The 19,461-nt window shown below is 64.3% G+C and carries 22 protein-coding genes; 4 read left to right on the forward strand and 18 right to left on the reverse strand.

Annotated features, from left to right (window positions below):
* Nucleotides 1-142: 142 nt before the first annotated feature.
* Nucleotides 143-1,162: a ketol-acid reductoisomerase gene (gene ilvC, locus AC1DIO_RS31920; protein ID WP_043237478.1), complete on the reverse strand. Its 1,020-nt coding sequence runs from the start codon at nucleotides 1,160-1,162 to the stop codon at nucleotides 143-145.
* 21 nt (nucleotides 1,163-1,183) lie between these two features.
* A complete protein-coding gene (locus AC1DIO_RS31925) occupies nucleotides 1,184-1,840 on the reverse strand; it encodes a TetR/AcrR family transcriptional regulator C-terminal domain-containing protein (RefSeq protein ID WP_441508444.1) in 657 nt (218 codons plus the stop codon).
* Nucleotides 1,841-2,040: 200 nt separating this feature from the next.
* On the opposite strand from AC1DIO_RS31925, the gene AC1DIO_RS31930 reads away from it, so the two are divergent.
* The gene (locus tag AC1DIO_RS31930; protein ID WP_441508445.1) at nucleotides 2,041-2,586 is read left to right on the forward strand and encodes a DUF924 family protein; all 546 of its coding nucleotides are present in this window, start codon (nucleotides 2,041-2,043) and stop codon (nucleotides 2,584-2,586) included.
* Nucleotides 2,587-2,601: 15 nt separating this feature from the next.
* On the opposite strand, the gene AC1DIO_RS31935 is transcribed toward AC1DIO_RS31930, so the two are convergent.
* The 5 genes from AC1DIO_RS31935 to AC1DIO_RS31955 are packed head-to-tail and all read right to left on the reverse strand — an operon-like array spanning nucleotide 2,602 to nucleotide 6,594.
* A complete protein-coding gene (locus AC1DIO_RS31935; protein WP_441508446.1) occupies nucleotides 2,602-2,823 on the reverse strand; it encodes a hypothetical protein in 222 nt (73 codons plus the stop codon).
* A gap of 9 nt (nucleotides 2,824-2,832) precedes the next feature.
* Nucleotides 2,833-3,375, reverse strand: a complete 543-nt coding sequence (ilvN, locus tag AC1DIO_RS31940; RefSeq protein WP_069879874.1) for an acetolactate synthase small subunit — start codon at nucleotides 3,373-3,375, stop codon at nucleotides 2,833-2,835.
* 34 nt (nucleotides 3,376-3,409) lie between these two features.
* Nucleotides 3,410-4,099: a glutathione S-transferase family protein gene (locus AC1DIO_RS31945; RefSeq protein ID WP_441508447.1), complete on the reverse strand. Its 690-nt coding sequence runs from the start codon at nucleotides 4,097-4,099 to the stop codon at nucleotides 3,410-3,412.
* The gene (locus AC1DIO_RS31950) at nucleotides 4,096-4,803 is read right to left on the reverse strand and encodes an aspartate/glutamate racemase family protein (RefSeq protein ID WP_441508448.1); all 708 of its coding nucleotides are present in this window, start codon (nucleotides 4,801-4,803) and stop codon (nucleotides 4,096-4,098) included. The genes AC1DIO_RS31945 and AC1DIO_RS31950 overlap by 4 nt, the downstream gene beginning before the upstream one ends.
* Nucleotides 4,804-4,833: 30 nt before the next feature.
* Nucleotides 4,834-6,594 (reverse strand): acetolactate synthase 3 large subunit, encoded by a 1,761-nt coding sequence (locus AC1DIO_RS31955; RefSeq protein WP_069879871.1) that lies wholly within the window; start codon nucleotides 6,592-6,594, stop codon nucleotides 4,834-4,836.
* 318 nt (nucleotides 6,595-6,912) lie between these two features.
* On the opposite strand from AC1DIO_RS31955, the gene AC1DIO_RS31960 reads away from it, so the two are divergent.
* Nucleotides 6,913-8,373: a GGDEF domain-containing protein gene (locus AC1DIO_RS31960; protein ID WP_476854664.1), complete on the forward strand. Its 1,461-nt coding sequence runs from the start codon at nucleotides 6,913-6,915 to the stop codon at nucleotides 8,371-8,373.
* Nucleotides 8,374-8,375: 2 nt separating this feature from the next.
* Here the strand turns inward: AC1DIO_RS31960 and miaA are convergent, their stop codons facing one another.
* Entirely contained in the window at nucleotides 8,376-9,296 is a 921-nt protein-coding gene (gene miaA, locus AC1DIO_RS31965; RefSeq protein ID WP_476854665.1) for a tRNA (adenosine(37)-N6)-dimethylallyltransferase MiaA, read from the reverse strand.
* 18 nt (nucleotides 9,297-9,314) lie between these two features.
* On the opposite strand from miaA, the gene serB reads away from it, so the two are divergent.
* A complete protein-coding gene (gene serB, locus AC1DIO_RS31970; RefSeq protein ID WP_441508451.1) occupies nucleotides 9,315-10,202 on the forward strand; it encodes a phosphoserine phosphatase SerB in 888 nt (295 codons plus the stop codon).
* 141 nt (nucleotides 10,203-10,343) lie between these two features.
* Here the strand turns inward: serB and AC1DIO_RS31975 are convergent, their stop codons facing one another.
* From AC1DIO_RS31975 to AC1DIO_RS32020, 10 genes are all read right to left on the reverse strand, one after another.
* Nucleotides 10,344-10,679: a DHCW motif cupin fold protein gene (locus tag AC1DIO_RS31975; protein WP_441489260.1), complete on the reverse strand. Its 336-nt coding sequence runs from the start codon at nucleotides 10,677-10,679 to the stop codon at nucleotides 10,344-10,346.
* Between the two features lie 153 nt (nucleotides 10,680-10,832).
* Complete coding sequence (locus AC1DIO_RS31980) at nucleotides 10,833-12,356, reverse strand: Do family serine endopeptidase (RefSeq protein WP_441508452.1); 1,524 nt, start codon at nucleotides 12,354-12,356, stop codon at nucleotides 10,833-10,835.
* A 125-nt stretch (nucleotides 12,357-12,481) separates the two neighbouring features.
* The gene (locus AC1DIO_RS31985; protein ID WP_043237452.1) at nucleotides 12,482-12,673 is read right to left on the reverse strand and encodes a DUF2065 domain-containing protein; all 192 of its coding nucleotides are present in this window, start codon (nucleotides 12,671-12,673) and stop codon (nucleotides 12,482-12,484) included.
* Nucleotides 12,674-12,692: 19 nt separating this feature from the next.
* Entirely contained in the window at nucleotides 12,693-13,610 is a 918-nt protein-coding gene (hflC, locus tag AC1DIO_RS31990) for a protease modulator HflC (protein ID WP_441508453.1), read from the reverse strand.
* Complete coding sequence (gene hflK, locus AC1DIO_RS31995) at nucleotides 13,607-14,773, reverse strand: FtsH protease activity modulator HflK (RefSeq protein ID WP_441489263.1); 1,167 nt, start codon at nucleotides 14,771-14,773, stop codon at nucleotides 13,607-13,609. Before hflK ends, hflC begins: the two co-directional genes overlap by 4 nt.
* A 150-nt stretch (nucleotides 14,774-14,923) precedes the next feature.
* A complete protein-coding gene (locus AC1DIO_RS32000) occupies nucleotides 14,924-15,448 on the reverse strand; it encodes a dihydrofolate reductase (RefSeq protein ID WP_441489264.1) in 525 nt (174 codons plus the stop codon).
* The gene (locus AC1DIO_RS32005; RefSeq protein WP_441489265.1) at nucleotides 15,445-15,927 is read right to left on the reverse strand and encodes a GNAT family N-acetyltransferase; all 483 of its coding nucleotides are present in this window, start codon (nucleotides 15,925-15,927) and stop codon (nucleotides 15,445-15,447) included. The genes AC1DIO_RS32000 and AC1DIO_RS32005 overlap by 4 nt, the downstream gene beginning before the upstream one ends.
* Nucleotides 15,924-16,577 carry a CPBP family intramembrane glutamic endopeptidase gene (locus AC1DIO_RS32010; protein ID WP_441508454.1) on the reverse strand — a complete coding sequence of 218 codons (654 nt, stop codon included), beginning with the start codon at nucleotides 16,575-16,577 and terminating at the stop codon, nucleotides 15,924-15,926. Before AC1DIO_RS32010 ends, AC1DIO_RS32005 begins: the two co-directional genes overlap by 4 nt.
* Nucleotides 16,577-16,792 carry a thymidylate synthase gene (locus tag AC1DIO_RS32015; RefSeq protein WP_441508455.1) on the reverse strand — a complete coding sequence of 72 codons (216 nt, stop codon included), beginning with the start codon at nucleotides 16,790-16,792 and terminating at the stop codon, nucleotides 16,577-16,579. The genes AC1DIO_RS32010 and AC1DIO_RS32015 overlap by 1 nt, the downstream gene beginning before the upstream one ends.
* 327 nt (nucleotides 16,793-17,119) lie before the next feature.
* Nucleotides 17,120-18,571: an MFS transporter gene (locus AC1DIO_RS32020; RefSeq protein WP_476854666.1), complete on the reverse strand. Its 1,452-nt coding sequence runs from the start codon at nucleotides 18,569-18,571 to the stop codon at nucleotides 17,120-17,122.
* Between AC1DIO_RS32020 and AC1DIO_RS32025 the strand changes: the two genes are divergently transcribed.
* A complete protein-coding gene (locus AC1DIO_RS32025; protein ID WP_476854667.1) occupies nucleotides 18,570-19,319 on the forward strand; it encodes a TetR/AcrR family transcriptional regulator in 750 nt (249 codons plus the stop codon). The two genes, AC1DIO_RS32020 and AC1DIO_RS32025, sit on opposite strands and share 2 nt — an antisense overlap.
* Nucleotides 19,320-19,461: the final 142 nt, after the last annotated feature.

Here is a 19,461-nt window from a genome sequence, read left to right on the forward strand (position 1 = left end):
GGTTCCACGCCCGGAAAGGCGAGAGGGCGGACACATTACTGCATCCGCCCTCTCGGAATCAATGATTTGTTAACCCTCTCAGGCGCTTGGCGAGCGGTATTGCAGCGGCTCGCCAAGTCCGTGAGTCAGAGCCTGAGCCCGATCAGTTCTTGGTCTTGTCGACCAGCGCCTTGGCCTTGATCCAGGGCATCATGTCGCGCAGCTTGGCGCCGACTTCCTCGATCGGGTGCGCGGCCATACGGGCACGGGTGGCCTTGAACGAGGTCTGGTTGACCTTGTTCTCGAGCATCCAGTCGCGGGTGAACTTGCCCGACTGGATGTCGGTCAGCACGCGCTTCATCTCGGCCTTGGTCTCGGCGGTGATGATGCGCGGGCCGGTGACATACTCGCCGAACTCGGCGGTGTTCGAGATCGAATAGTTCATGTTGGCAATGCCGCCCTCATAGATGAGGTCGACGATCAGCTTTACTTCATGCAGGCACTCGAAATAGGCCATCTCGGGTGCATAGCCGGCCTCGGTCAGGGTCTCGTAGCCAGCCTTGATCAGCTCGACCAGGCCGCCGCAGAGCACGACCTGCTCGCCGAAGAGGTCGGTCTCGCACTCTTCCTTGAAGGTGGTCTCGATGATGCCGGCGCGACCGCCGCCATTGGCCGAAGCGTAAGACAGGCCGAGATCATGGGCGTTGCCGGTGGCGTCCTGGTGGATCGCGATCAGGGTCGGCACGCCGCCGCCGCGCTGATACTCCGAGCGCACGGTGTGGCCGGGGCCCTTCGGCGCGACCATCAGCACGTCGAGGTCCTTGCGCGGCTCGATCAGGTTGAAATGCACGTTGAGGCCGTGCGCGAAGAGCAGCGCGGCGCCTTCCTTCATGTTGCCATGCAGTTCGTCACGATAGATGTCGCCCTGCAGCTCGTCAGGGGTCAGCATCATCATGATGTCGGCGGTCTTGGCGGCCTCGGCCGGGGTCATGACCTTGAAGCCTGCTTCCTCGGCCTTCTTGCGGGTGGCCGAGCCGGCCTTCAGGGCGATGATCACGTCCTTCACGCCGGAATCGCGCAGGTTGAGCGCGTGGGCATGGCCCTGCGAGCCATAGCCGACGATGCAGACTTTCTTGCCCTTGATCAGATTGATGTCCGCATCGCGGTCGTAATAAACGCGCATAGGTTGCTCCTTGGTCTCGCGTTAGGGTTTTTCTTTGCCCGGAGCGGCTTCAACCGCGCCGTACAGAGTGAGGAATTGATCGGTCGCGCGCGCTGCATCGCGCTCGTTCTCCGCTGGGCTCAGCACGAGCGCATCACCCAGCAGCAGCCTGATCTGCACATCGCGCCCGACAAGGCCGAGGAATGTGCGAAAGGCGGTCTCCGTATCATCGAAAGCCAGGAGCCCCGCCTCACGGCCTGCGGCGAGAACCGGCTTCAGGCGTTCGCCAATGGCGACACGCCCGTTCGCCAGCACGATCCCGCCGAGATTGCCTGCCTTCGATCCCGCCTGGCTGATGGCAATCCGGTTCAGTGCAATCGAGGTGTCGCTGGTGATCACATTAAGCCAGTTCGCGGCAAAACGTATCAGGCTATCGCGCAGCGTCAGGGCATCGAGTTTCTGGCGATCATAATTGCCGGCGCGCACCTTCGAGGCCTGCCACTGCACGGTCGCGGTCAGCAGGCCGTCACGATCGCCGAACCACTTGTAGAGGGTTTCCTTCGAGCAGCTCGCACGCCGGGCGACAGCCGTCATCGTCAGGTGCTCGCCCTTCTCGACCATCAGGCCAAGCACAGCATCCAGCACGGCCTGTTGCCGGGCTGTCAGTCCTTCGCTCGATGTATCTGGAGTGGCGCTCAAGGATCAGTACCGTACGTTACGGTTCGGTCTCTACAGGAAGGTTTTTCTGAGCGCAAGGGCCAGCCTGCGAAGATCCTCGACACGGGCCCGGCCGGGTTTCGCTTCCGCCCGGAATGCGTCAATCTGCGCCGCCATCCGTCCCACCGGTTGGGGCAATTGCGCTTCATGGACAACGCGTTATCCGATCTGGAGATACAAGTATGAGCTTGCCTACAGCCGCCGAGACCGTCGCCTTCTGGCGGCAAGCCGGACCGGATAAGTGGTTCGACAAGGACGACGCCTTCGACCGGGAAATCCGCGATCGCTTTCTCGAGGCCCAGCGCGCCGCCGCGGCGGCCGAGCTCGGCTCTTGGGAAGAGACCCCCGAAGGCGCCTATGGGCTGCTCATCTTGCTGGACCAGTTTCCACGCAACCTGTATCGCGGCTCGCCCGAGGCCTTCGCCAGCGACGATCTCGCTGTCGAGGTCGCCGAGCGCGCCATCGCCCGCGGCTTCGACCAGCACTTCACCAATCCGGAGCGGCGCTTCTTCTACATGCCCTTCATGCATTCCGAAGAGCTGGACCATCAGGAACGCTGCATCGATCTGAGCCGCGCCTCGGGCGATGAGGACAGCACCAAATACGCGATCATCCACCGCGACATCATTCGCGACTTCGGCCGCTTCCCGCATCGCAACGCCATTCTCGGCCGGGACACGACACCCGAAGAGCGCGCATTTCTCGACGCGGGCGGCTTCAGCGGCTGAGGCTGCCGCGGGAGGCTAGCCTCCTCCCGCCTGCTGGCTCGCGATGCGCTGCAGGAAGATCGCCGCAATCGTCAGCAGGAAGCCCGCCCACCACAGCGGCGAACGCAGGCTCTTGCCGCTGCCGGGAGCTTCCGGCGGCGCCTTGCCATTGAGCCGCTGGATGATCGGCCAGGCGAAGCAGCCGAACCCGGCCCCCCCGAGCGCAAGCGCCACCATATTGAGCGAAGCCGCATCCATCGCCCTAGATCACATCGCCTCAGGGCCACGGCTCATCGCCGCGATGCCGGTGCGCGAGACTTCGGTGAGCCCGACCACGGTCATCAGCTTGATGAACCGCTCGATCTCCTCGGTCGAGCCCGTGAGCTCGAAGACGAAGGAGGTCAGGGAGGCATCGAGTGTGCGCGCGCCGAAAGCCGCCGCAAGCCGCATTGCCTCGACCCGATGGTCGCCCTTGCCGACGACCTTGACCAAGGCAAGCTCGCGCTCCAGCGCCTCGCCCTGCAGCGTCAGGTCGACGACCCGGTGCACGGGCACCAGCCGGTCGAGATGTGCCTTGATTTGCTCGATGACGTTGGCGGTGCCCGACGTGACCACGGTGATGCGCGAGATGTGCTTCTCGTGCTCGGTTTCCGAGACGGTGAGGCTCTCGATATTGTAGCCGCGGCCCGAGAACAGCCCGGCGATGCGGGCGAGAACGCCCGGTTCATTGTCGACGATCACCGCCAGCGTGTGGCGGGCGACCGGCTGGATCTTGGGAGCGTTCGGATAATGCGTGGCTGACGTCGGCATCGGACACCTGCAGGAGCTGAAGCGGAATTCGGAACTAGACGTGACGGAGATTGGCGATGGCGGGCTCGTCGACCTCGTCCTGGGTTACGATCCAGGGCTCGGCCAGGGCGGCCTTCAGCCAATCCCGATAGGAGGGATGGTCGAGCACCGCGGCCATATAGGCCGCACTGACCGGGTCGACCGGGATCGAATAGGTATCGAGCCTTGTGACGACGGGCGCATACATGGCATCGGCTGCCGAGAAGCCGCCGAAGAGGAAGGGCCCTCCCTCCGCCTCGCCGAAGCGGGAGCGAGCCTCGCGCCAGAGTGCAGTGATACGGGCGACATCCTTCGCGACGTCGCCCCCGCGATCGCGTGCCGCAAAGCGCTTGCCGAGATTCATCGGACAGGCCCGGCGCAACGCGAAGAAGCCAGCATGCATCTCGCTCGACATGGCACGGGCATGGGCGCGCGCCGCCCGGTCCCTTGGCCAGATCCCGAGATCGGGATAGCTGTCATGCAGGTATTCCATGATCGCGAGCGTCTCCCACGCCGCAATGTCCCCGTCGACCAGCGTTGGCACGGTGCCGCCGCTGCCCGGAGCCTCGGCGAAGATCGCCTCCTTGAAGCCAGGCTCGTCGAGCAGGACGAGCTTCTCATCGAAGGCAATGCCCTTGGCGCGCAGCACGAGCCAGGCCCGCAGCGACCAGGACGAGTAGCACTTGTTTCCGATCAGGAGCTTCATGCCGCCTGGCTCGCCGTTTCCAGGCCGAAATCGAGCGCCGCTTCGACATGCAGCGCCGTCGTGTCGAAGACCGGGATGTCGAAATCCGCTTGCGAGACCAGGAGGGTGATCTCGGTGCAGCCAAGGATCACCCCGTCCGCGCCCTGCTTTACCGCCGCTGCGACGATGTCGAGATAGCGTGCCTTCGAGGCAGGCTCGATCCGACCACGGCAGAGTTCCTCGTAGATGATGCGATGGACATCGTCGCGCTGTTCGGCATCGGGAACCATGGCCTCGACGCCGAACGCAGCGAGGCGCTCGCGATAAAAAGCCTGTTCCATCGTGAAGCGCGTCGCCAGCAATAGCGGCCGCCGCGACGGGCTTTTGCGGATCGCCGTCGCGGTCACGTCGGCCAGATGCAGGAACGGCACGCGAGTCGCAGCCATGATCCGGTCCGCCAGCTTGTGCATGGTATTGGTGCACAGCAGGATACAGTTCACGCCCGCCCGCTCGAGCCGGATGGCGCTGTCGGCCAGGAGATGGCCGGCCGCAGCCCAGTCCCCGCTCGCCTGCATCTCGGCGATCGGCGCGAAATCGAGCGAATGCAGCAGCACATCCGCCGAGTGCAGCCCGCCCCGAAGGGCGCGCACCCGCTCATTGAGCAGCCGGTAATAAACCGCGGTCGATTCCCAGCTCATGCCGCCGATCAGGCCGATCGTGCTCATGCCCGCGCCTCCTCGCCCGCTTGCCGATCGTCAGACAAGCTGCTTGCCCCTGGCATCGATGATATCGCCCGTATTTCCCTCGAAATCGGGCAGGATCATCTCGTTATGGGCCTTGCCCGACGGGATCATCGGGAAGCAGTTCTCTTCCTTCGCAACAAGGCAGTCGAAGATCACCGGCTTTGGCGTATCGATCATCTCGCGGATCGCATCATCGAGCTGGTCCGGATCCGAGCAGCGGATGCCGTGGCCGCCATAGGCTTCCGCGAGCTTCACGAAATCGGGCAACGAAGCCGAATAGCTCTCCGAATAGCGCCCGCCATGCAGCAGTTCCTGCCATTGACGAACCATGCCCATATATTCGTTGTTCAGGATGAAGATCTTGACCGGCAGCCGGTGCTGCACCGCCGTCGACATCTCCTGCATGTTCATCAGGATGGAGGCTTCGCCGGCGATGTCGACGACAAGCGCCTTCGGATGGGCCATCTGCACGCCGATTGCCGCCGGCAGGCCGTAGCCCATGGTGCCGAGTCCGCCGGAGGTCATCCAGCGGTTCGGCTCCTGGAAGTGGAAGTACTGCGCCGCCCACATCTGGTGCTGGCCGACTTCGGTGGTGATGTAGGTGTCGCGGTCCTTGGTCAGCTCATAGAGCCGCTCGATCGCGTATTGCGGCTTGATGACCGCACCGGACTGCTTGTAGCCGAGGCTGTTGCGCGCGCGCCAGCCGCTGATCTGCTCCCACCAGCCCTTCAAGGCCTCCTTGTCGACCTGCGGGCTCGTCTCGCGCCAGATCCGGACCATGTCCTCCAGGACATGGGCGCAATCACCGACGATGCCGATGTCGATCTTGACGTTCTTGTTGATCGAGGACGGGTCGATATCGACATGGATCTTCTTCGAGCGTGGCGAGAAGGCGTCGAGCCGACCGGTGATGCGGTCGTCGAAGCGTGCGCCGATATTGATCATGACGTCGCAGTCATGCATCGCAAGATTGGCTTCGTAGGTGCCGTGCATGCCCAGCATGCCGAGCCACTGCTTGTCGGCCGCCGGGAAAGCGCCCAGCCCCATCAGTGTCGAGGTGACGGGATAGCCGGTCAGCCGCGCCAGTTCGCGCAGCAGCGCCGAGGCGTGCGTGCCGGAATTGATGACGCCGCCGCCAGTGTAGAAGATCGGGCGCTTCGCCTTGGCCATCAGTTCGACTGCGGCCCTGATCTTGTTCAGGTCCCCCTTGACCGTCGGACGGTAGGTCTTGTGCTGGTTGTCGCGCGGGCGGGTGTACTCGCCCTTGGCGAACTGGATGTCCTTCGGAATGTCGACGACGACCGGCCCGGGACGGCCGTTGGCGGCGACATAGAAAGCCTCGTGCAGGATGCGCGGCAGATCCGCGATGCTCTTCACGAGATAATTATGCTTGGTGCAGGAACGCGTGATGCCGACCGTATCGCATTCCTGGAAGGCGTCGGAGCCGATCAGATGCGTCGGGACCTGCCCGGTGATGACGACAACCGGGATCGAGTCGAGCAGCGCGTCGGTCAACCCGGTKACGGCGTTGGTCGCGCCGGGGCCGGAGGTCACCAGGACGCAGCCAACCTTGCCCGAGGAGCGCGCATACCCCTCCGCTGAATGGACGGCACCCTGCTCGTGCCGGACCAGAATGTGCTTCACCTTGTCCTGGAGGAAKAGCGCGTCATAGATCGGCAGCACGGCGCCGCCGGGGTAGCCGAACAGATGTTCGACGCCTTGATCCTGAAGCGCACGGACGACCATTTCCGCGCCGGTCATCATCTCGCTCATGTCGCTCTCCTCGGGGGTCTTCGGGTCAGTTCAGGGAAAATCGGGCAATAAAAAAGGCCCTCGGAGGGGCCTGGGCGTGCGCTGGCGTCAGGGGCCAAGCGGTTTGTTCAACCGCCCCCTACCAGCGCACCCGTACGAGAATAAGCTTGCGCATCGCGCCCGACATCCTTTGCGATAATTGCGGCACGCTAGACGACCGGTTTGGCATGGTCAAGCTGCAAAAACTCATGGCCCTCAGTTCCGAAAATCCCATGACGAAAGGGAACACTTTTTCAAGAACGGCCTTGCTAAGGTCCTTGCGCGCGAAACGGGGCCGCCATGTATCAGGAAGTGCACACCGAAAATATCGTCGAACGCGCCCATGCGCCGGAAGTGGCCGAACTTCTGCAGCGCTTTGCCCTGCATGCCCCTGGCGCAGGCGGCGTCTCCTACGAGGCGCTGCTCAAGGACCTCATGCCCCGCTTCGGCGACGACCTCATGGTGTGTGTCCCGACCGGAGACGGCGACTATCGCTATGAGCATTACGGCCGCGAAATCACACGCTATGTCGGCGGCAGCCGGCAGAGCGAACGCATCTCGCAGATGACCCCTCAGGTCGCCCGGTTCACGATCCAATGCTATGATCAGGCCCTGACGCACGGCAAGCCGATGTATACGGTGCATCGCTCCCTCAAGACCGTCCGGGTGTGCCTGTGGGAGCGACTGGTCCTGCCGACCACCGGCACAAATGGCGATCGCTTCCTTGTCGTCTTCAGCCGGCCGCTGCAATTCCGCGAGGAACTGCTGACCACGGTTCTGGAGACCTCGCCCAGCGGCATTGTCGCATTGCGGGCCGTACGCGACGATGACGGCAATATCGAGCGCACGATCATCATCACCGCCAATCGCCGCGCGGCACTGATGGCGGGCCATCCCGACGAGAACCTGCTMGACACGGACGCCCGCACGAGCCTGCCCTTCCTCTCTGACGCCATGATCTGGCGCCGCTGCCTCTATGCCATCGAGCTGCGCCGCAACGACATCTTCGAATCCAGCTTTACGGTGAATGGCCGTGAGATCTGGCTCCAGCTCGCACTGGCGCCGCTCGGCGACGGGCTGGTGATCACGCTCACCGACATCTCCGAGCTGATGATCGCGAACCTGACGCTGCAGAGCCGGGCCGCAACGCTGGCGCTCGAGATCGGCCGGGAGCGTGCGACCCGACGGGCGCTGTCGCATGAGATCGGCCAGCGCGAGGAACGCGAGCAGGAACTGCGCCGCCTTGCCGAGACAGATCCGCTGACCGCACTCCTGAACCGGCGCTCCTTCATCGAGAAGGCCAATCGCGAGATCCTCGCGTGCGAAACGGACGGTGACGATGCGTCCCTGATCATCGTCGACATCKACCACTTCAAGAGCGTCAACGACACGCATGGCCATGTCGCCGGCGATGCCGTGATCAGGGCCTTCGCCGATCTCCTGCTTGGCCTGGTCAGGCCCGAGCGCGATCTGGTGGGGCGTTTCGGCGGTGAGGAGTTCGCCGTCTTCCTGCCACGCACCGGCTCCGCGGCCGCGATGCGCATCGCCCATCGTATCCAGGATGCGCTGACGATGCGCGAACTGCCGACCTCCGAGACGATGTCCCTGCGTGTCACTGCGAGCCTCGGGGTGGCGACCCGCGAGAGTGCGGAGAGCTTCGCGGAGTTCTTTGCGCGCGCCGACAGCGCCTTGTACCGCGCCAAGCACGAAGGCCGCGACTGCATCCGCTTCGCGGGGGCAGACGTCGCCGAAGCCGCCTGATCTCAGGCCCGTGTCTCCAGCTCGCGCAGCGCAAAGCCGAGAGCGGCCTCGGGGGCTACAGCATGCCAGCCCGCCATCTGGTGACGGAACCACGTGACCTGGCGCTTCGCATAGGCACGCGTGTCGGCCTGCCCCCTGGCAATGGCTTCCTTGAGGCTGAGCGCCCCGTCGAGATGGGCGATCAGGCCGGGCACGCCATGCGCGCGCATGACCGGCAGCAGGGGATCGAGCCCGCGCGCCCGTAGCGCTGTAACCTCTTCGAGGGCGCCCTCCCCCATCATCTGCTCGAAGCGTCGATCGATGCGGGCACGCACCAGATCGCGTTCGGGCGAGACGAAAAGCTGGAGCAGCGCTCCCCCGTCCAGCGGGCCTGGCTTGCGTGCGCCCTGAAAACTTGCCAGCGACCGCCCGGTMGCGGCAAAGACTTCCAGCGCTCTCATGATCCGCATGCGGTCGCTCGGACGCAGCCGCTCGGCCATGACGGGATCGCAGCGTTGAAGTTCGACATGGAGCGCAGCCGTCTCGCGCGCCTCGGCATGGGCACGAAAGGCCGAGCGAACTGCCTCGGGCACCGGCGGGATTTCCGAAAGGCCCTCGGTCAGCGCCTTGAAGTAGAGCCCCGTCCCGCCGACCAGCACCGGAAGCGACCCGTTGCCCGCCAGCTCGTCGAGGAGCGCGCTGACATCAGCGACATAGCGCATCGCCGAATGGTTCACGGCGCCGTCGACATGGCCATAGAGACGGTGAGGAACCATCGCCTCGTCGTMGATCGTCGGCCGCGCGGTGATGATCCGCAGATCGGCATAGACCTGCATCGAATCCGCATTGACGACGGTTCCGCCAAAGCGGCGCGCGATCTCGATCGCCAGCGCGGACTTGCCGCTCGCCGTAGGACCTGCGATGAGCACCGCCCTGTACGCCACGCTCAATCGGTCCTTCTCATGCTCGTCGCGACACTTGTTTCCGCTCACGGCCAGGCGCTGCTGAGCGACGCCCTGCTGACGCGTCTCGCCAATGCCGTATCCGGCGTAACCCGGCAAGCCCGCCTGGATGACGAGGTCGCAGCAGACCTCTTCGCGGATGGGGCGGACGCACGCAAGCTCGAAGCCGACATTCGGGCGGCGCTCGACGGAACCGCGGTCGATATCATTGTCCAGCCGGCGGCGACACGCCGTAAGGCGCTGTTCCTCGCCGACATGGATTCGACCATGATCGGTCAGGAATGCATCGACGAACTCGCCGCCTATGTCGGGCTCAAGGACAAGGTCGCAAGCATCACCGAACGCGCCATGCGCGGCGAGATTGCCTTTGAACCGGCGCTGCGCGAGCGCGTGGCGCTGCTGAAGGGCGTCCCGGCATCGGTCGTGGACGAGATCATCCGCGAGCGCATCACGCTGACGCCCGGAGGCCGGCAACTGGTGCGCACCATGCGCGCCAACGGAGCCTATACGGCGCTGGTCTCGGGTGGCTTCACCGTGTTCACGGGCCCGCTCGGCGCGACCATCGGCTTCGACGAAGATCGTTCCAACACGCTCCTTGTCGCAAACGGCGTCCTGACCGGCGAAGTCGAAGCCCCGATCCTCGGCAAACAGGCCAAGCTGGACTCGCTTGTCGAACTGCGCGAGCAGCGCAGCCTTTCAAGAGCCGCGACATTGGCGGTCGGCGACGGTGCCAACGATCTCGCGATGCTCGGCGAGGCCGGGCTTGGCGTCGCCTTCAGAGCGAAGCCGGCGGTTGCGGCTGCGGCAGATGCCCGGCTCGACCACGCGGATCTGACGGCGCTGCTCTACGCTCAGGGCTATCGCGGCGACGAGATCATCCAAGCCTGAATTATCGCACCGGATCGCGAATCCCGCCCGATAAGCCAGGCTTCGGTGTCTGCATCGCCCCGCAATCCGCCCTTCGGCCGATGATCCTTGTGTTTGCATCGGCTTTCCCGAAAACCGCAATCCACTTTTCGGGCCGATGCTTTAGTCGACGATGAACAGCTTTGCGCCCCTGGGCGCCTGTGAGCGATGCGCCTCGGCCTGATCGGCGACCTGATAGCTCATGCCAGGCCGGAGCGTGAAAGCGCGACCGTCTTCCAGCACGGTCTCCAATTCGCCCTCGAGGCAGAGCAGGACATGCCCCTTCGAGCACCAGTGATCCGAGACGTAGCCCGCGGAGTACTCGACCATGCGAACCCTGATCGCATTTTCCGCCGGTCCGAAGAAACGCGTGCGCCAGATCGCCTCGCCCTTCTCGCCTGGGTGACGCACCGGCTCCACTGAACTCCAGTCGACCGTTCCGAAAGGAATCTCGCTCATCCGCATCGCATATCCACTCCGCTGCTCGTCGCCCTGATCGCACACCGGACGGAGCGCAACCAATGCAAATTGCTCATCGGCCCGATCGCAATCCGGAGAAATGAAAAGGGCGGCCACGAGGGCCGCCCTTGATCCTGTCCAAGACCAGCTTGGTCAGTTCATCGTGACCGCGACGAAACGAACCTCACCCTGCCCGTTCGCGACCAGAAGCAGAGCCGACTTCTTGCCCTCCTTCTTCAGCGTATCCAGGCGCTTGGTCACGTCCTCGGGCGAGTTCACCGCCTCCTGGCCAACCTCGACGATCAGTTCACCAATCGAGATGCGCTTGTCCGCGGCATTGGAGTTGGGATCGACCTTGGTGATCACCACGCCCTTGGTGCCGTCCTTGATGGAGTAGCGCTTCCTGAGCTCGTCCGTCTGCTGCGAGAGCTCCAGACCCAAGGCCGTGGTCACGGCGGGCTTGGCCGGTTCGGCATTCGGCTTGGCAGAGGCCTGCTGGACCTTCTCGCCATCCTCGAGCCGGCCGAGCTTGACCGTCTTGACGACTTCCTTGCCCTTGCGGACCACCGTGATCGGCGCATCCTTGCCGACCGCCGTACCGGCGACAATCCGCGGCAGATCGCGCGAATCCTTCACTTCCTTTCCGTCGAACTTGACGATGACATCGCCCACTTCAAGTCCCGCCGGCTTGGCCGGGCCCTTGTCATCGATGCCGGCAACGAGCGCGCCGCGCGCCGTGCCGAGACCGAGCGCCTCGGCGGTGGCGTCGTCGACGCTCTGGATACGGACGCCGAGCCAGCCGCGGCGGGTCTCGCCGAACTCACGGAGCTGATCGACGACATTGACCGCCAGCGACGAGGGAACGGCAAAGCCGATGCCGACGGAGCCGCCGGTCGGCGACAGGATCGCGGTGTTGATGCCAATGACCTCACCGGCCATGTTGAACAGCGGGCCGCCGGAATTACCCTTGTTGATGGCCGCATCGGTCTGGATATAGGTGTCGTAGGGGCCCTGCTGGATATCGCGGTTGCGGGCCGAGACGATGCCCGACGACACGGAGCTGCCGAGGCCGAACGGATTGCCGATCGCCATGACAGGGTCGCCGATCCGCATCTTGTCKGAATCCCCGAACTTGACGGCATCGAGCGGCTTGTCGTGCTTCACGCGCAGCACCGCGAGATCGACCTTGGTGTCCTTGCCGATGATCTCCGCCTTCAGGCGCAGGCCACTGTTGAAGATCACCGTGATTTCGTTGGCGTCGCCGATGACGTGGTTGTTGGTGACGACGATGCCGGAGGAATCGATCACGAAGCCCGAGCCGGCCGATTGCGACCGTCGCTGCTGCGGCGGCTGGCCCTGGCCTTGGCCCTGCTGGCCCTGACCGCGGCGGTTGAAGAACTCCTCGAACAGATCGCCGAAGGGCGTATCGGGGCCGAGCTGCGGCAGTTGCGGCAGGTTGCGGCTGCGCGTGTCGCTCGTCGTGACAGCCGAGATATTGACCACCGCCGGCATCACCCGCTCGGCCAGGTCGGCGAGCGAGATCTGCCCCTGGACCAGCGGCGACACTCCCGTCGGCGGCTGGGCGATCACGGGCGTCGCCAGCATCGGCAGCGCCGCGACGCCGGCCACGAGCGCGGCCCGCGCAAGCCCGGAAGCGGAAACGATTTTCAGTGCCATCAATCAGGGTCCTCGTGAAGAAGCAGGCCGATCGTGCGGCCAGGATGTTGGCCTAGAGATTGAACCTCAAATTGCGGCGGAAGGGCGACACACAATCACGTCACCAGGCATTCCGACCGCCGCTTCTACACCCCGATGCGTACGAGCCAGACGAGGAGCACCCCGAACACGGCTGAACCGATACCGATCAGCCGCATTCGGTCTGCTGGCGTCTCCGCTGCGCTGCGCAAGGCATCCTTCGCCAGATTTGGAATCGCTGCGAACAAGATGCCTTCGATGGCGAAGACGAGGCCGAGCGCCGCGATGAAATCCAGCATACGCGACGCTCGCTATCGATCAGGGACTGGCCGCCGGGGCCGGCGTTGCAGCCGAGCTCTGGGGACGTCCCGTAGGGTCGTTGAAGTAGCGGAAGAACGGCGAATCCGGCGAAAGCAGCATCCGCGTGTCCCCCGGCTTGATGCTCGCCTCATAGGCCTGCATCGAGCGATAGAAGGTGAAGAACTCGGGATCCTTGCCGAAAGCCTCGGCGAAGACCTTGTTCCGCTCGCCCTCGCCCTCGCCTCGGATCTCGTCGGAACGACGCTGGGCTTCGGCGACGATCACGGTCGCGTCACGCTCGGCGCGGGCCCTGATCTCCTGCGCCTGCTGGGCGCCAAGCGCACGCGCCTCGGCAGCTTCGCGCTGACGCTCGGTCTGCATGCGCTGGAACACCGCCTGCGAGTTCGCTTGCGGCAGATCGACCCGACGCAGGCGGACATCGACGACCGTCATGCCGAAGCGGGCCGCCTCGCGGTTCACGTCGTCGCGGATACGGCTCATCAGCCGCGACCGGTCGGTCCGGACCACCGAGATGAAGCTGGCATCCGCGAGGACCGCGCGAACCTGACCATTGACGATCGAGGCAAGCTGCGAGTTGGCCCGCGGGATGTTGTTCACCGCCTGATAGAAGCGCAGCGGATCGGAGATCCGGTAGCGCGTGAAGGCGTCGACGACGAGCCGCTTCTGATCCGACGCGATGATTTCCTGGGCGGGAAGGTCGAGATCGAGGATGCGGTTGTCGAGCAGCGTCACCTGCTCGAAGGGGGCCGGCAGCTTCAGGTAGATGCCCGGAGCGGTGACGACGCTGCGGACCGCGCCGAAGCGCAACACGATGGCCGACTGGGTCTGCTGGACCACGAAGGTCGCGGCATAGAAGACGATCGCGGCGACGGCGAGGACGACAAGCGCACCAATGCGCAGGATGGAACCGTTCATCGGGTCGCTCCCGCCTGCGGCGCACCCGGCGCAGCGCGCCGTTGCTGGAGTTCGTTCAGCGGCAGGTAAGGCACGACACTTTGCCCGTTACCCCTCTGGTCGAGGATGATCTTGTCGGTGCCACCGAGCACACGCTCCATCGTCTCGAGGAAGAGACGCTCGCGGGTCACGGCCGGCGCCGCCTTGTACTGCAGATAGACAGCATTGAAGCGGCTGGCCTGGCCGCGCGCTTCCGCGACGGTCTGCTCCTTGAAGGCTTCCGCCGACTGGACCAGTTGCGCCGCACGACCGCGCGATTCCGGCACGACCCGATTGGCATAGGTCTGCGCCTCGTTGCGCAGGCGTTCCTGGTCGGAGCGCGCCGCCTGGACGTCACGGAACGCGTCGATGACCTGCTGCGGCGGATCGACCTTCTGCAGCTGGACGAGGCGGATCTGCACGCCAGCCTTGTAGCTGTCGAGCGTCTCCTGCATCAACTGGCGCACTTCGGTCTCGATTGCGGCACGATCCGTCGTCAGCACGGGCTGGATGTTGCGCTGGCCTATCACCTCGCGCATCGCGCTCTCGGCCACAGCCTTCACCGTGCCCGGCGGATCCTGGATATTGAAGACATAATTCTCCGGCGCGGCCGGATCGATCTGCCACTGCACGATCACGTCGATATCGACGATGTTCTCGTCGCCGGTCAGCATCAGGCTCTCTTCGCCGACATCCGTCTGGCGCGAGGTGCGGACCGATTCGATGGTGCGGAAGCCGACTTCCGTCGTGATCACATTGGTGACCTGGGGCTTGATCACGCTACCGATCGGGTAGGGCCAGTTGTAGTTCAGGCCTTCGCCGGTCTTGCCGATATATTTGCCGAAGCGGAGGTTGAGACCAACCTCGTTCGGCCGGACGATATACCAGCCCGTCATCAGCCAGATCACGATCAGGGCCAGGATGCCGAGAACCAGGCCACGTCCGCCGAGATTGCCGCCCGGCAGCAAATCCTTCAACCGATCCTGACTACGGCGCAAAATTTCTTCCAGATCCGGTGGCGAACCACCGCCACTGCCTCCGGGGCCCTGCCCCCACGGGCCGCCGCCGCCGCCACCACTTCCGCGCTGGCCCCAGGGTCCTCCCCCGCCGCCACCGCTACCGCCGCTCTGGTTGCTCCAAGGCATACTCGTGCCGTTCCTCACATCTGTACCACACGTGCCATAGGCGAACGGCGGCTGTTTGTCAGCGCCCTTAGGGAACGCGTGTCCGTGACTTGGTCATCGGACACGGATTCGTCAACGACGCAAGCCCTTCATCGTCAACGGAAACAGCGTTCAGGCCCGGCGGCGAAAGGTCGCGAAGGTGAAAGCATGCTCGTCATCGGCACTGCGAGGGTGGTTCTCCTGCTTCACGCGCTCGAACGCCGCCCTGTCCCAGACCGGAAAAAGGGCATCGCCTTCGGGCTCAGCGTGAACCTGGGTCAGTTCAACCCGATCGGCCAACGGCAAGGCCTGGGCGTAGATCTCGGCGCCCCCCGCAACAGTGACGGAATCCGCGCCCATCGCGAGGCCCAGCCGCTGACCGGCCTCGATCGCCTCGTCGAGGCCATGCGCGACATGAACGCCGTCGGCATTAAAACCGGGATCGCGTGTCAGGACGATGGTCTCGCGCCCCGGCAACGGCTTTCCGATCGAGAGAAAGGTCTTTCGCCCCATCAGCACCGGCCGGCCGAGCGTCAGGCCACGAAAATGCCTTAGGTCCGTCTTCAGCCGCCAGATCAGGCGATTATCGTCACCAATCACGCCATTATCGGCGACGGCGGCGATGATCACGATGGGAAGGGCTTGAGGTCCGCTCACACGCTCTCTCCCAACCGCCGCAGCGCGTCGCCGTCGAGGCGTTTGACCGTCCATTCCGATTGCGCGTTCGCGCCGAGAGAGCGGTAGAACACGCGCGAGGGCTCGTTCCAGTTCAGCACCCACCAGGCCAGGCGCGGCAGCCCCTCGTCGACGCAGCGCTTCGCCAGCCCTGCGATCAGGGCCTTGCCGATGCCTTTGCCGCGGAATTCAGGCCGGACATAGAGATCCTCGAGCCAGATGCCATGGCGGCCCGAGAAGGTCGAATAGGTATAGAACCAGACGGCGAATCCCGCAGGCGCACCTTCCCATTCGGCGATATCGCAGGCGACCTTGGGATCTGGCCCGAACAGGGCCTGCGCGAGTTGCTCTTCGCTGGCCGCGACCTCGTGCAGAAGCTCTTCGTATTCGGCGAGCTCCCTGATGAAGGTCAGGACGAGACCGGCCTCGTCGGGTCGGGCTGGACGGATGGAAAGGGTCATAGGAAGGTCCCCGCGACTACGATCGCCAGATTCATGCAGGCATGCAGCAGAATGGGTAGGCCGATTCCGCCGGAAACCTCGCGTGCATAGCTCAGGAACGCGCCAGCCGGCAGAACCGATACGACGTGCAGCAGCCCGTTCTCGATATGCAGCAGTCCGAAGGCCAGCGTCACGATCACCAAGGCCGGCCATGCGGAGAAGCGCTGGCGCAACCGCGTGAACAGCAGGCCACGGAACAATGCTTCCTCGACCACGGGGGCGAGCAGCACCGCATTCAGAAAACCGAGCCAACTGCGCTCCGAGCTGGACATCGCCTTGATGTCTTCGAGCGACCCTAGCAGCCCCGATGCCGCGACGGTCGCCTCGATAGCCAGTACGAGCAGCAACACGGCCACGAACCGGATGACGATGCGCCGATCCGCCGGCCACGAAAGGGCCGATGCACGCCGCCATGGTAGATCGCTCATCGCCCCGACTGCGAACACCGTGCCAAGCCCAACGCTCAGAAAGAACGCAGTCTCGCGAGCATCGAAGCCAAGGGGACGGCCAACGAGCGCTGTGGCCAGAACCGCGGCACCAGCCACCCCCGCATACCCGAGCGCGACCGCAAACAGAACCTGCCCGAACGCCGGAACAACTGCGCGGTCCATCATCCCGCGATCGGTGCCTTGATCGCCGCGTGCGCGTCGGAGGCTTCGAGCGCCACGTCCGAATTGAGCTGCAGCCGGGACCGGTCGAGACGGCCCAGATAGCGATGTGGATCACCGAAGAAGTGCGCAGCTTCGCCGAAGCCGAACTCCGTCACCCGGGCGGCGATCTGGGTCGGCAACGCGTGGCTTACGGTGTTAAACGGCTTTCCGAGCACGCGCATTATCCGCAGAATCGCTACGATCGCTTCGTTACTCCTTAGGATGAACCGAGACAACGCGCCATCAGTCGAACCGGCAGCTCCCCGGATCAGTCCGCAAGCAGGCCCTCACGGTCAGCAGCATGCCGCAGCCCCGAAGACGCGAGCGCTAGCTTCGCCGTTCGTCCCAGGCACGGCTGGCCTCATCTGAAACCCAAGAAGCCACCGCCTCATGACTGAAGCGATCGAGGGCATGAGCCGAAGATGGCGCCATGCGACATCGTGCCGAAGGCTCGAGATGGCGCACGACGCGCCATCTCCGCTTCGCACCGCGACGTCCAGGGTTCACACGCTGTCAGCGTTCGGCTGCTTCTGTTGCGCAACGAGGGCGACGATAATGCTGAGGACGATGCCCGCGGCTGCCAGCCAGAACGCCCGTTGGATGCCCTCGGCCACGGCGATCCGCAACGCGTCGCCCGCCAATCCGCCGACCTGGGAATTGGCAACGGCGATGAGAACCGCAAGGCCAATGGCGTTACCGACATTCAGCGTTGTCGACGCCATTCCCGAGGCGACGCCCTGCTCGTCATGATGAACGCCGGAAGCGGCCGCAATCCACATGCCGGTCCAGACAACACCCTGACCTATGCCGGAAATGATCAGCCCTGGGAGGATGATGAGGTAACTGCTTTCCGCAGCAGCACCGGGAACCATCAATGCCGTTCCGATAGCCCCCACGGCCATGCCGCCAATCAGCGTGGAGCGGATCGAAAGCCGCGTAACCAACCGCTCGCCGACCTGCGTCCCCACCGCAATCGCTATCGAGGGAACCAGAAACGCGAGCCCGGTCTGAAGAGCTGTGAAACCMTGCACGTTCTGGAACAACACCGTCAGAAAATAGGGCAGTGTGCCGAATGTCGCCATGTACAGGAATGTGATTGTCATTCCGGTCAGGAGGCTGCGATTGCGGAACAAGCGCAAGGGCATGAGCGGATCGGCACTCCGTGCTTCGATCACCACGAAAGCGGTGAGCAGGGCGGCAGCCAGGACAAAGCTCCAGATGATGCTGCCCGAACCCCAGCCATATTCCGGCCCCTGCACAAGCGCGAAGACGAGCAGTGTCGCCCCGGCGGTGACAGTCAGCGCGCCCGGCAGGTCGAAGCTGCGGCGTTCATGCCGCTTCGGGTCCCGCGGGATGACGAGGAATGCCGCGACGATGGCAATGCCGGCGAGCGCGACATTGACATAGAACACTGAGGGCCAGCCAAAGGCACTGGTGAGGAGACCACCGGCGATCGAACCGATCGTGAGGCCGCTTGCTCCGGCGCCACCCCAGACAGCGAGTGCCCTGTTGCGCTCCGGCCCCTCGGCAAACAGGCGGTTGACCAGGGACAATGTCGCCGGAAACAGGAATGCGCCTCCGATACCCTGAACCGCGCGCGCCAGGATGATGACTTCAGGGCTCCAGGCCAAGCCACCGATCAAAGACGACAGCGCATAGAGCCAAAGGGCAAAGACGAACATTCGCCGCTGGCCGATCAGGTCGGCTGCCCGGCCGCCGAACAGCAGGAAGCCACCGGTGAACACCGTGTAGACACTGACCACCCATTGCAGGGTCTGGCCCGAAAAGCCCAGGCCCGCGCCGATCTCCGGCAACGCGACGAAGACGATGTTGAGGTCGAGTGCGATGATCAGTTGCGCGAAGGCGAGCAGCGCCAATGTCGCGCCGCGTTTTCCCCCAAGACCTCCCCTGACCGATGATCCGTCGGGCAGCGATGCCAGTTCCGATGCGCTCATGCGTGTCTCCGCTTCCTCGTTCTTTGTTGATCGACAAAGAATGAAAGCTTGCCAACCGGAGTCAAGCGAATTATTTACCGATCATCAAAGAATGGGGGCATCGATGGCGCGGCCACGGGAGTTCGATCGAGATCTGGCGCTTGAAAGGGCTCGCGACGCATTCTGGGCACGCGGCTACGAGGGAACGTCGATTGCTGATCTGGTGGCGGCGCTGGGTCTTGCCTCGGCACGCATCTACGCAGCCTTCGGCTCGAAGGAGGATTTGTTCCGGGAGGCGGTTGGGCTCTACGAGGAAGGCGACGGCAGCTTCGTCGCACGAGCGCTGGCCCAGGAGCCGAGCGCAGTGAAGGCCGTCGAAAGGATGCTACGCGACGCCGTCGAGACCTACACGAAGCCCGGACGCCCATGGGGTTGCATGGTCGTATCGGCCGCGACCAACTGCGCCGTCGAGAATGACCGCGTGCGGGAATGGCTGGCCGAACGCCGCCTGAAGCAAACGGCGACCATCGTCGACAAGTTGGTGCAAGCCGTACGCGCCGGCGAGCTGAGACAGGATACCGACACCGACGCGATGGGCGACTATGTCACTGCGCTGATGCACGGCCTTTCCGTGCAAGCGCGGGATGGCGTGCCAGAGCAACGCCTCCTGACCATGTGCGACCTGGCCATGCAGAGGATGCGCGACCTGGTTGATCCCACCCATGAGGCTGTCATCGTGCCCAACCAGTCTGGGGCGGAGAGCATCTAGGCTCAGGACTTCGGTAACGGGGCCGTCTCAGTCAACTGGATTTTGGCGCAGATCATCGTTCGGCCGCTCTGATCGCGCGGTCGCGTGGCGATCCACATTGGCCGACACCGTCCAGCCTGGCTGGCTACGCGGCCTCGCCCTG

The sequence above is a fragment of the Allobosea sp. 05T439 genome, assembly GCF_056396005.1.

What these genes read in the sequence shown, in the direction of transcription:
- AC1DIO_RS32025 (WP_476854667.1), top strand. Translation starts at nt 18,570, where the DNA reads ATGCGTGTCTCCGCTTCCTCGTTCTTTGTTGATCGACAAAGAATGAAA.
- AC1DIO_RS31935 (WP_441508446.1), bottom strand. Translation starts at nt 2,823, where the DNA reads ATGGATGCGGCTTCGCTCAATATGGTGGCGCTTGCGCTCGGGGGGGCC.
- AC1DIO_RS32010 (WP_441508454.1), bottom strand. Translation starts at nt 16,577, where the DNA reads ATGGACCGCGCAGTTGTTCCGGCGTTCGGGCAGGTTCTGTTTGCGGTC.
- AC1DIO_RS31950 (WP_441508448.1), bottom strand. Translation starts at nt 4,803, where the DNA reads ATGAGCACGATCGGCCTGATCGGCGGCATGAGCTGGGAATCGACCGCG.
- ilvN (WP_069879874.1), bottom strand. Translation starts at nt 3,375, where the DNA reads ATGCCGACGTCAGCCACGCATTATCCGAACGCTCCCAAGATCCAGCCG.
- AC1DIO_RS31975 (WP_441489260.1), bottom strand. Translation starts at nt 10,679, where the DNA reads ATGAGCGAGATTCCTTTCGGAACGGTCGACTGGAGTTCAGTGGAGCCG.
- AC1DIO_RS31930 (WP_441508445.1), top strand. Translation starts at nt 2,041, where the DNA reads ATGAGCTTGCCTACAGCCGCCGAGACCGTCGCCTTCTGGCGGCAAGCC.
- hflC (WP_441508453.1), bottom strand. Translation starts at nt 13,610, where the DNA reads ATGAACGGTTCCATCCTGCGCATTGGTGCGCTTGTCGTCCTCGCCGTC.
- AC1DIO_RS31985 (WP_043237452.1), bottom strand. Translation starts at nt 12,673, where the DNA reads ATGCTGGATTTCATCGCGGCGCTCGGCCTCGTCTTCGCCATCGAAGGC.
- serB (WP_441508451.1), top strand. Translation starts at nt 9,315, where the DNA reads ATGCTCGTCGCGACACTTGTTTCCGCTCACGGCCAGGCGCTGCTGAGC.
- ilvC (WP_043237478.1), bottom strand. Translation starts at nt 1,162, where the DNA reads ATGCGCGTTTATTACGACCGCGATGCGGACATCAATCTGATCAAGGGC.
- AC1DIO_RS31945 (WP_441508447.1), bottom strand. Translation starts at nt 4,099, where the DNA reads ATGAAGCTCCTGATCGGAAACAAGTGCTACTCGTCCTGGTCGCTGCGG.
- hflK (WP_441489263.1), bottom strand. Translation starts at nt 14,773, where the DNA reads ATGCCTTGGAGCAACCAGAGCGGCGGTAGCGGTGGCGGCGGGGGAGGA.
- AC1DIO_RS32005 (WP_441489265.1), bottom strand. Translation starts at nt 15,927, where the DNA reads ATGACCCTTTCCATCCGTCCAGCCCGACCCGACGAGGCCGGTCTCGTC.